Consider the following 10467-nt stretch of genomic DNA (forward strand, 5'->3'; position numbering starts at 1 on the left):
TCCTGTAGGCCTGGTAATGATGGCGGAAAGGTCACACCTGTTCCCATACCGAACACAGCAGTTAAGCTTTCCAGCGCCGATGGTAGTTGAGACTTTGTCTCTGCAAGAGTAGGACGTTGCCAGGCAAATAGCAAAGGAAACAGATTCAAAGAATCTGTTTCCTTTTTTTATTTGTATAAATGATAAATAAGACGTGACTTCAGAATTGAAATCACGTCTTGCCCAATAAGCTTATTTAAAGTTCATGGTTGAGTTACCCGGCATCATCTTCTGCATAACTTGTCCTAACGACTGGTTTCCACCATTTTTACTCATCGAATAGAACGTTGCAGCTCCAACACCGATTGAAGCGATAAGTGGCAGCCAGAGTTCCTTTCTCATTGGTATCCATCCCTTTCTGTCTAAGCTATTAGACAGTAATATTGTTTACGAAAAAGCGAAAAGGATACAAGGTAGCTATTGGAAACCTGTCAACAGGTTAACTCCAAGCAGCATTCATTCCCGCAATACGTCCGGTGACGAGTGCAGAGGTGATATTATAACCACCAGTATAGCCGTGGATGTCTAAAACCTCTCCGCAGAAAAACAATCGTTCCATAAACTTTGATTGCATTGTACTTGGTACAATTTCTTTAATGGATACACCGCCGCCGGTCACAAAAGCTTTCTCAAGAGGCAATGAGCCGTGTACTTGGAATGTAAACTGTTTAATCTTTTCAGCAAGTTTACGGATTGTGTCTTTTGAAATATTACTTCCGCGAGTTTCTTCATTAATCTCTATTTGTTCAAATAAAAATTGCAAATATCTTTCGGGTACAATTCCCTTTAAGCTATTTTTGATTGCCCGTTTTGGATTTTCATGAATCATTTCAGATAGTTGGGTAATAAGCTCTTCCTGTGATTGGTTTGGTATGGCATCGATTTGCAGGGCTACTGATGGATTTTTCATCAGTTCTTTTACAGCAAATTGGGAACAACGGAGGATTGCTGGTCCGGATACACCAAAGTGGGTAAAAAGCATATCCATTTGATGTGTGATGATCGGCTTTCCTTTTTTGTTCATTACGGAAACAGCCACATCACGTAAGGCAAGTCCTTGAAGAGACCGTTCTTTAATGAACTTTTCATTAGAAGTCAAAGGAACTTCAGTAGGATACAGTTTCGTGATCGTATGACCTGCTTTCTTTGCCCAAGGATATCCATCCCCTGTAGATCCTGTATGGGGAACAGCTTTCCCTCCCACTGCTATTACAATCGACTTTGTCTCATGTCTTTCTCCTTCTTCCGTATATACAGTGTGAACGGCTTCTCCGTAATCTACGGCTTTAACAGGATTGTTCAGTTTAATTTCAACTTGCAGCTTGTGTAATTGTTCAACTAAAGTATTTACTACGGATGCTGCCGAATTCGATACGGGAAACATACGTCCATGATCTTCCTCTTTTAAAGCTACACCAAGATTTTCAAAAAAAGTAATGATATCGTAATTATCGAATATAGAAAAAGCACTATATAAGAACTTTCCATTACCTGGTATATGGCGGATTACTTCATCAGCTGGTAGCCGATTCGTAACGTTACAGCGTCCGCCTCCTGAAATAGCAAGTTTTTTCCCTAATTTTTTTCCTTTTTCGAGTAAGAGGGTACGTGCTCCATGTTCAGCGGCGGAGATTGCAGCCATGAGTCCAGAAGGACCACCACCTATGACAATGACATCATATGTCATCCTGCTTCACTCCTTTCGTTAGTAATCTTACACTTATTAGATGAAAATAAGCAACCTTCGAACGAAATAATTTAAAATGAACCTATTCCATATCTGTTAAGGCTGGTTTGTGGTAAAATAACATAGGTATCCAACTTTAAGAAATACAGGTGAAAATATTGTCGAAATTAGTTAGAGGTTCATTATTACTGACAGCAGCAACTTTCTTATCTAAATTTTTAGGATTAATTTATTTAATCCCTTTTAATGCGCTTGTAGGCACGGAAGGTGGAGCCTTATATAATATCGCTTATGTACCGTATAATATTATGTTAAGTATCGCAACGGTTGGTATTCCACTTGCGATGTCGAAAACGATTTCTAAATATAATGCACTTGGTGATTATGCGACAGGTAGACGTACTTTTAAACATGGTACTTTACTTATGTTTGTCACTGGCTTTATTTCCTTCTTAATCCTTTTCTTAGGTGCAGAGCTATTGGCAAACATCTGGACGGCGGGGAATACTGATCCTTCAAAAGGACCTACGATAGAAGACGTCGTACTCGTAATCCGTGCAGTAAGTTTCGCTTTAATAATTATTCCTTCTATGAGTATCATGAGAGGATTTTTCCAAGGTCATGAATCAATGGGGCCGTCAGCTCTTTCCACTGTAACAGAGCAAATCGTTAGAATAGCATTTGTATTAGTATCTGTCTTTGTAGTAATTGTCATTTTGGACGGAACAATTGCTACTGCAGTTGGATTTGCAACATTTGGGGCATTTGTCGGTGCTGTAGGTTCGTGGGTAATCTTATTATGGTATTGGAAAAAACGAAAACCGCATCTCGACAAACTGCTTGAGAGACAGAGGTACGATAGCGAACGGTCTACGAAAGATATTTTCAAGGAAATGTTCAGTTATGCAGGTCCGTTTATAATAGTTGGTCTTGCTACTTCCCTCTATCAGCTAGTGGATTTGTTTACCTTTCAAAGGGCAATGTTAGCTGCTGGGTATGAGGGAGATTCACTGAGTCTACTAGGTGCAATAAATACGTATGCACACAAGATAGTTATCATCCCAGGAACGCTTGCAACAGGTCTTTCCTTAGCTATTCTTCCTGCATTAACTCGAACATATGCACAGAAGAATATTGAAGAAACACATCAACAAATAAATCAGGCATTGCAAATTGTAATTGTTTTGGTGATTCCTGCCGTTATTGGGATTGTTTGCCTTGCGGATGTGTTTTATGCTTCCCTATACGGTTTAAAGGATATTGAAATAACTGGAGAATTACTTGCTTGGTATGCACCTGTTGGTTTGTTTTTCGCTTTATTCACTGTTTCGGCATCAATGTTGCAGGGAATTAACCAACAAAACTTTACAGTACTAAGCCTTATGGCTGGTTTGCTCGTAAAGATTTTACTTAATAGCGTACTCATTCAATGGTTCGGAGCTAAAGGGCTCATAATCGGTACAGGAATTGCTGTAGTGATTGCTGTAAGCAGCAATCTATTCCGATTAAAGAAATCAGTTGACTTTTCTTTCAGGAAAATTAGAAGGCGCACATTGTTGACACTAATATTTGGTGCGATAATGGCAGTTGTCATTTTTATTGTAAAAGGATTACTTGGCTTATTTATCCCTTATGAGACCTCCCACTTTGGCTCTATAGTTGTATTACTTGCAGGAGTGTTTATAGGCGGCGGAGTTTATCTGTGGCTTGCTTATGTATCAACGCTACTCCACCATGCCTTTGATGGAGAGGTACCGATTGTTGATAAATTGATCCGTAAGCTTCGTAGGTAATGGAGGATTGACATGCGACTGGATAAAATGCTTTCCAATATGGGAATTGGCACGAGAAAAGAAGTTAAAGCTATATTGAAGAAAAAATTAGTTACAGTAAATGAAAATATCGTAAAAGATGGCAGCACACATATTGACCCCGTTAAGGATGAAGTAAAAGTGGATGGGGAAGTAATAACCTATCAAAAACATATTTACTTGATGCTTCATAAGCCTGATGGTGTCTTATCGGCGACTAGAGACTTAAACATGAAAACAGTTATCGATTTGATTGAACCGGCCTATCAGCATTATGAAATCTTTCCTGTAGGAAGGCTTGATAAAGATACAGAGGGTCTCTTGTTGCTGACAAATGACGGGGACTTGGCTCATCAACTGCTATCTCCAAAGAAAAATGTAGAAAAGACATATTATGCACATGTTGAGGGGAAAGTAACTTCAGAAGACGAGGAAAAATTTAAAGTTGGCGTTGATATTGGAGAAGGATATATTACCAAGCCTGCTTCACTGACTATCTTGAAGTCTGGGCCTGTTTCAGAGATCGAGCTTACGATTACAGAAGGAAAGTTCCATCAAGTAAAACGGATGTTTGAGGCAGTCGGGAAAAAAGTAGTCTACTTAAAGCGGATTAGGATGGGTGAATTAATCCTTGACCCAACGCTTCAAAAAGGTGCTTATCGCCCGTTAACGAAAGAAGAATTAGCTTATTGTGAACGAATGAAGCAGAGCTGATCAGGAGGCAGAAAATGAGCCATTATTTTCTTGCAATTCAAATCCCAGAAGCACTACAAGAATTTTATCAATCTTGGCAGTCAGAACTTAGAGATGTATTCCCTTATAAGAAATGGACAGAGAAAGAAGACTTGCATATTACACTTGCCTTTCTAGGTGAAGCAACTGAAAGACAAATTCTCGATATCAAAAGACGGTTGGACACATCAGAACTCACTGATTACTTTACCGTCACATTAGGTAAGCTTGGCACTTTTGGTCGTCCTGATCGACCGCGTGTTCTATATGTAGAGGTTGAGCCAAATGAAAAGCTAAACAACTTACAAAAGCAAATTGTGAAAGTCACTGAATTGGCTGGCTTTAGAAGTGAAAACCGTGCTTATCGTCCACATGTTACACTAGGCAAAAAATGGGGAACTGCTGATAGCTTGCCAAAGGGAATGTTTCATGAATTAGAGTCAAAGTACTCTAGTGAAAAACAACTGGAAGTATCACAAGTAACCTTATTTAAAATCCACCCTCAAAAAACACCTAGTTATGAAGTCGTTGCGATTTTTCCACTTAAATCATAATTGAAAGGTGGTGTTGAAGTGGCTCAGTTAATTAAACTGCAAGATTACATTACAAGGTACGAATGGGATACGTTTCGGTATCCTACACAATATATCCGTTTAAAAAAGGAAAACTGGGACCGCTTATATGAAAAGTGGTCCCAACCTGAAGAAAAATCGTCTGAACAATTCATTCAAGACCAAGAGCAAGAACCCGGTGGTTTGTTATCTAAGCTGAAGGATAAATTACTGAAGAGAAGTGTTTACTCGGAAACGATAATTGAAAGTGTAGAGGAAGAAAATGAACTACCCTCCACAGAAAAGGAATTGAAACAACAGTTTCTTGACCATCTATTAAACTTCCAATTGAAATGGGCAACTTCAACAGTGAACCATCAATCTATCATAGATAAAAAATATAAAGATGATCCTTTATTAAAATATTTGTTACAACGGTTTCCGGATACTTATCTGTTGATGTACCATCCAGTTTTTACAATAAAGCAAGCACCGATCGAGGCAGATATTATTTTTATTTCACCAATAGAGATTGAAATTATTCATTTTGTTGAGTTAGAGGAATCCGCTGTCCTCATGGCGGGGGAAGAACGGACGTGGCATGTGGAAAGCCCGGATGAGAATAGGAAAATATTAAATCCATTAATATCCCTAAAGCGGACAGAAAAAGTAATTAGAAGCATATTATCAGTAAAGGAACTTTCCTTTCCTGTTAAAAAAACAATAATTTCCCGTACCAATCCTATAATGTTCAGTAGCGAGCCTTATCAAACAAGAATAGTGGATAAAATGAGCTTTGATTCGTGGTTCTTAGGAAAGCGACAACTTAACTCTCCTTTGAAAAATGATCAAATCAAGGTTGCAGAAGCTCTACTAGGCTACTGTCAATCCATCTCGATTAGACGCCCGGAATGGGAAGATGTTCCTGAAGAATCACCTCATATAACTGAGGAGATGGAGGAATATTAATGTGGGTGTTTATTGTTAATCCAGCTGCAGGAAATGGCAGAGGGGCAGCAACATTTGAAAGATTGCAAAAGACTTTGGCTTATCAGCAAATGCAAGTACAATATTATTATACAGATTATGAAGGACATGCTGAAGAGATCGCGCACAGTCTAATAACCAATCCGGATGTAACTGCAGTTATTGTTGTCGGCGGGGATGGTACAATCCATGAGGTAATGAACGGATTGGGGCATCATAAGCTTCCGATTGGTTTTATACCTGGGGGATCTGGGAATGACTTTGCACGTGGAGTTGGAATCAAAGGGTGTCCTGAAGAAATCCTGGAAAGCTTGACTCATAGTGAAGAATTGTCGCCGTATTGGCTTGGAACATACAGAATAGACGATAAGAAAGAGAGATATTTCGTTAATAGTATGGGGATAGGTTTTGATGCGGCAACAGCGCACAAAGCTAACCACTCTTCTTATAAAAAACTATTCAACAAACTCCGATTTGGGACGGGTAGTTATGTACTGGCACTTCTACAAGTATTGACCACATTCAAACCAGCTACCCTTGAAATTACTTTGGATGGAGAGAAGAGAATGGTTGAAAATTGTTGGTTGATTTCGTTGGTAACCATCCTTATTATGGTGGCGGAATGAAAATCATGCCAAATGCTGCCATCCAACCTGATAAGTTTTCCGTCTTACTTGTCCATTCGTTACCAAAGTGGAAGGTTCTTGCTTTATTTTTAACTGTATTTGCAGGTAAACATGAAAAAATTAGAGGTGTTGAACTACTGGAAGCGAGTTACCTAACCGTAACCTCTAATATTCCAATACATATACAGATTGATGGACAGACAACAACCTGTATGAAGTCGGAGATCAAGAAAGGTGATGATTCGGTATCGGTCATCCCTTCTAAATAGAAAAATTGAATATACATAGTTGTAATTTTTGCCGTTTGTATTTAAAATGGTATATTGAATGTTAAATGTGAAAGATGGGGAAACTTCATGAATGAATGGCTTGAAAAAGCAGTAGGAAAAGGCTGGACGCTAACCCCAGCTGGCGGCCTTACTGGTGATGCCTATATTGCGCGAAAAGACAATCGAAAATTATTTATAAAACGGAATTCCTCGCCTTTTCTTGCGGTCCTGTCTGCGGTAGGTATTGTCCCAAAATTAATTTGGACAAAGCGGATGGAGAATGGTGATGTTATTACTGCCCAAGAGTGGCTTGAAGGTAGAGAATTGACACCAGAGGATATGAAAAGCAGGCAAATTACGGATCTATTAAAAAAGATCCATCAATCACCAGAATTATTGCATATGCTGATGCGACTAGGAAAAAAGCCAGTTACGTCCGATGAACGTTTGGATGAAATTCATAGCCGTTTACAAAAACTGAATCTTATTGAAAGATATAAGGATATAGAAGTTGCATTAAGTTATTTAAACAAGCTCTTGCCGGTCACACGCAACCAACAGCTTGTTGTTTGTCATTGTGATTTGAACCATAATAATTTGTTGATGTCCGATTCGGGTGAGATTTTCTTAGTTGATTGGGATAATGCGACTATTGCCGATCCAGCCACTGATTTTGGTTCACTATTGAAATGGTATATTCCACAGGAAGAGTGGAGTGAGTGGCTTGAGAAATATGGCATTATCCGTCACGAGTACCTATATGAAAGAATGTACTGGTATCTATTATTAGATGCACTTGATTATATTAGCTGGCACTTGGAAAGAAAAGAATTCGATAAAGTAAATGAAAGATTAGCGACGTTAAAGGAATTGAATCGTCATATGACAAATTTTGTCAGTTAATCAGAAGGAAGGATAAAGAAATGCGTCAACGTTATAAACCATGGGCTGATGATTTTTTAAATGAGCATCAGGACCTAATCATACAGAATCCCGCAGAACATAAAGGAAAGTGGCAAAAATTATTTTCAAAAGAACAGCCCCTGCATCTTGAAATAGGGACAGGTAAGGGTCAATTTATTGTAGGGATGGCTAAGCAGCATCCAGATATTAATTTCATAGGAATGGAAGTAGCAAAAAGTATTGTAGTAACTGCTGGAGAGAAGATGTTGGAAGCTGAGCTGGATAACCTCTTACTAATTCATGCGGATGCCAGCCATTTATTGGACTATTTCGAGACCGATGAGATTTCAACACTCTACTTGAACTTTTCAGACCCATGGCCGAAGAATCGTCATGAGAAGCGCAGATTGACTTATTCAAGCTTTTTGAAGCAATATCAGGAAGTGTTGCATTCAGAGGGGGAACTTATATTTAAAACAGATAATCGCGGCCTTTTTGAGTATTCTTTATGTAGTTTTTCTGCCTATGGCATGTTACTTAAAGAAGTGAGTCTTGATTTACACAAGGATGAAGATCCACTTAATATCATGACAGAATATGAAGAGAAGTTCTCTGCAAAGGGACAACCAATATACCGTTGCAAAGCTTTATTCCAGAAGTAATACCCAGTATCAATACTGGGTATTACTTTTTTTATCATCTTTGTCAGGATATATTTCTTTACTGATTTCCGCTTGCAATTTCATTGTTGGAAATGGAATAATGGTTGCTAATCTCCTCGGTAATACCCTTTTCTTCATATAGATATGGAATATGCTTTCACAGGCAGTGAGTACATAAGCTATGAACAATGATGTTAAAACAAGGGTTGTTGTTTGCCCGAGAAAAATTCCTGATAACAGCCATACACTCAGAAATAATAATCCAAAGTCCACCATGGCAGCGGCGAGTTTCCCTAAGACAGGCAATAAAAGTATATCAACAGTCACATACGTAATTCCGGTTATGATAAGTGAAGTCATGATCATCTGACTCAGTGTGCTTGAATCAAAAAAAGCCAAAAATAATATAATTATAGACGTGGTAAACAGGAATTTAATACTAAGTGCTTTCGTATGTTTCAATGTTAAAACCCCTTACTTTAATAAAATATATTTATAGTATCTATGGATATAGTCGATTTTATACGTGCAATAATGTTTTATTAAAAAAAGTTCTTGACTTACCTTGTACATGTTTGGCATAATAGGTCTAGTAAAATAATTAGTTGCCTTTAAGTCAGTCCCGTGAGGCTGGCAAGGTGATGCGGATCGGATTGTCTTATCGGGCAATCCATAGTATAGTGGTGTGCTACCATTTACTAATATAATTCTGCACCTTGCTGAACATAAAGGCAGGGTGTTTTTTTATGCAATTTTGGCATGTAAAACACCTGACCAAGAAATACTTCATAAAGAGCGAGGAGAGAAAAGATGAAACATCGAGAAATTGGCGTTGATGAACGCTTACCATTAATACAAAGTTTTCCATTAAGTTTACAGCACTTATTCGCAATGTTTGGTTCCACTGTACTTGTACCAATTTTATTTGGAGTCGATCCAGCAACAATCCTATTAATGAATGGTATTGGAACATTATTATATATTTTCATCACAAAAGGAAAAATTCCTGCTTATTTAGGTTCAAGTTTTGCATTTATATCTCCAGTAACCGTTGTTTTGACCCAAGGTGGAGGCTACGGTGCAGCACTGGGTGGATTCTTTGTTGTCGGTTTAGTACTAGTTATTGTTGGTCTAATCGTAAAATTTGCCGGCACGAATTGGATTGATGTGATCTTCCCGCCGGCTGCTATGGGTGCCATTGTGGCTGTAATTGGTCTTGAATTGGTTCCAGTAGCCGCTGATATGGCAGGATTAATTGCCGCACCTGATACACCTAGAGATACTACTGCGATTACTGTATCCCTCTTGACGCTAGGTGCAACCATTGTTTACTGGGTTACCATGAGAGGATTTTTAAAGATAATCCCAATTCTATTAGGAATTGTGACAGGGTACGTTATTGCAACCATTTACGGCATTGTTGACTATACTGCGGTAAAGGAAGCAGCTTGGATTCAAATGCCGACGTACTATCAAATCGAATTTAATTGGTCTGACATCTTAATCATTCTTCCTGCAGCGCTAGTGTTGATACCGGAACATATCGGTCACTTGGTTGTAACAGGGAATATTGTTAAAAAAGATTTAGTGAAAGATCCAGGATTGGACCGTTCATTATTCGGTAATGGTATTTCAACCATGATTTCCAGTTTCTTCGGCTCAACACCAAATACAACATACGGTGAAAACATTGGCGTACTGGCGATTACGAAAGTTTATTCTACATGGGTGATCGGTGGAGCAGCTTTAATAGCAGTCATTCTTTCCTTCTGTGGAAAACTTGCAGCGCTAATCTCCTCCATTCCTACTCCAGTTATGGGAGGAATATCCCTATTGCTCTTTGGAATTATTGCAGTTAGTGGTCTTCGTATGTTAGTTGAAGCGAAAATTGACTATAGCAACTCACAAAATGTCATCTTGACATGTGTGGTATTAGGAATTGGAGTTAGTGGAGCAAGTTTGGATATCGGTACAGTTGGACTTACTGGTATGGGGCTTGCAACAGTGGTTGCAATTGTCGTGAGTTTATTCTTTAAACTTCTTGATATCTTAAAATTATCAAATGAATAGTAGAAGAGGCTGGGACATAACTAGCCAAAAACAGTAATTAAAAAGGATCCAAGCAAAAAATTTTGCTTGGATCCTTTTTTGAGTAAAATTTATCATCATCGGTCACTATACCTGGGTTGTTGGCGGTGTA

General features: G+C 38.6%; 12 protein-coding genes and 1 rRNA gene. 10 read left to right on the top strand and 3 right to left on the bottom strand.

The genetic code is table 11. The annotated features are described in order from the left end of the window. Positions 1-9: 9 nt before the first annotated feature. Positions 10-125 (top strand): 5S ribosomal RNA (gene rrf / locus M3210_RS18870). A gap of 106 nt (positions 126-231) precedes the next feature. Here rrf and M3210_RS18875 read toward each other — a convergent pair. Together M3210_RS18875 and M3210_RS18880 are read right to left on the bottom strand one after the other, a co-directional pair. Next, positions 232-381, bottom strand: coding sequence for a hypothetical protein (locus M3210_RS18875; RefSeq protein WP_251517661.1), 150 nt, complete (start codon positions 379-381; stop codon positions 232-234). Positions 382-478: 97 nt separating this feature from the next. Continuing rightward, entirely contained in the window at positions 479-1726 is a 1248-nt protein-coding gene (locus M3210_RS18880; RefSeq protein ID WP_251517664.1) for a BaiN/RdsA family NAD(P)/FAD-dependent oxidoreductase, read from the bottom strand. 158 nt (positions 1727-1884) lie between these two features. On the opposite strand from M3210_RS18880, the gene M3210_RS18885 reads away from it, so the two are divergent. The 8 genes from M3210_RS18885 (at position 1885) to trmB (ending at position 8267) form a co-directional block, all read left to right on the top strand. After that, a complete protein-coding gene (locus tag M3210_RS18885) occupies positions 1885-3519 on the top strand; it encodes a putative polysaccharide biosynthesis protein (RefSeq protein ID WP_251517667.1) in 1635 nt (544 codons plus the stop codon). 12 nt (positions 3520-3531) lie between these two features. Then, positions 3532-4251: a pseudouridine synthase gene (locus tag M3210_RS18890; RefSeq protein WP_251517670.1), complete on the top strand. Its 720-nt coding sequence runs from the start codon at positions 3532-3534 to the stop codon at positions 4249-4251. 14 nt (positions 4252-4265) lie between these two features. Then, complete coding sequence (thpR, locus tag M3210_RS18895; protein WP_251517672.1) at positions 4266-4823, top strand: RNA 2',3'-cyclic phosphodiesterase; 558 nt, start codon at positions 4266-4268, stop codon at positions 4821-4823. Between the two features lie 18 nt (positions 4824-4841). Beyond that, positions 4842-5789 carry an NERD domain-containing protein gene (locus M3210_RS18900; RefSeq protein WP_251517675.1) on the top strand — a complete coding sequence of 316 codons (948 nt, stop codon included), beginning with the start codon at positions 4842-4844 and terminating at the stop codon, positions 5787-5789. Further along, a complete protein-coding gene (locus M3210_RS18905; protein ID WP_251517677.1) occupies positions 5789-6433 on the top strand; it encodes a diacylglycerol/lipid kinase family protein in 645 nt (214 codons plus the stop codon). Before M3210_RS18900 ends, M3210_RS18905 begins: the two co-directional genes overlap by 1 nt. Next, positions 6430-6702 (top strand): diacylglycerol kinase family protein, encoded by a 273-nt coding sequence (locus M3210_RS18910; RefSeq protein ID WP_251517680.1) that lies wholly within the window; start codon positions 6430-6432, stop codon positions 6700-6702. The genes M3210_RS18905 and M3210_RS18910 overlap by 4 nt, the downstream gene beginning before the upstream one ends. 87 nt (positions 6703-6789) lie before the next feature. Further along, on the top strand, positions 6790-7605 hold the full coding sequence (locus M3210_RS18915; protein WP_251517682.1) for a phosphotransferase family protein: 816 nt from the start codon (positions 6790-6792) through the stop codon (positions 7603-7605). 20 nt (positions 7606-7625) lie between these two features. Then, positions 7626-8267 (top strand): tRNA (guanosine(46)-N7)-methyltransferase TrmB, encoded by a 642-nt coding sequence (gene trmB / locus M3210_RS18920; RefSeq protein WP_251517685.1) that lies wholly within the window; start codon positions 7626-7628, stop codon positions 8265-8267. 9 nt (positions 8268-8276) lie between these two features. Here the strand turns inward: trmB and M3210_RS18925 are convergent, their stop codons facing one another. After that, on the bottom strand, positions 8277-8729 hold the full coding sequence (locus M3210_RS18925; protein WP_251517688.1) for a YndM family protein: 453 nt from the start codon (positions 8727-8729) through the stop codon (positions 8277-8279). A 348-nt stretch (positions 8730-9077) separates the two neighbouring features. Here M3210_RS18925 and uraA point away from each other — a divergent pair, with 348 nt between their 5' ends. Then, positions 9078-10337 carry a uracil permease gene (gene uraA / locus M3210_RS18930; RefSeq protein ID WP_251517690.1) on the top strand — a complete coding sequence of 420 codons (1260 nt, stop codon included), beginning with the start codon at positions 9078-9080 and terminating at the stop codon, positions 10335-10337. Positions 10338-10467: the final 130 nt, after the last annotated feature.

The sequence above is a fragment of the Oceanobacillus luteolus genome, assembly GCF_023715655.1.
Lineage (GTDB): Bacteria > Bacillota > Bacilli > Bacillales > Amphibacillaceae > Oceanobacillus > Oceanobacillus luteolus.

Coding starts and splice junctions, on each gene's coding strand:
- uraA (WP_251517690.1), top strand. CDS start 9,078: ATGAAACATCGAGAAATTGGCGTTGATGAACGCTTACCATTAATACAA.
- M3210_RS18915 (WP_251517682.1), top strand. CDS start 6,790: ATGAATGAATGGCTTGAAAAAGCAGTAGGAAAAGGCTGGACGCTAACC.
- trmB (WP_251517685.1), top strand. CDS start 7,626: ATGCGTCAACGTTATAAACCATGGGCTGATGATTTTTTAAATGAGCAT.
- M3210_RS18880 (WP_251517664.1), bottom strand. CDS start 1,726: ATGACATATGATGTCATTGTCATAGGTGGTGGTCCTTCTGGACTCATG.
- M3210_RS18910 (WP_251517680.1), top strand. CDS start 6,430: ATGAAAATCATGCCAAATGCTGCCATCCAACCTGATAAGTTTTCCGTC.
- M3210_RS18890 (WP_251517670.1), top strand. CDS start 3,532: ATGCGACTGGATAAAATGCTTTCCAATATGGGAATTGGCACGAGAAAA.
- M3210_RS18905 (WP_251517677.1), top strand. CDS start 5,789: ATGTGGGTGTTTATTGTTAATCCAGCTGCAGGAAATGGCAGAGGGGCA.
- M3210_RS18875 (WP_251517661.1), bottom strand. CDS start 381: ATGAGAAAGGAACTCTGGCTGCCACTTATCGCTTCAATCGGTGTTGGA.
- thpR (WP_251517672.1), top strand. CDS start 4,266: ATGAGCCATTATTTTCTTGCAATTCAAATCCCAGAAGCACTACAAGAA.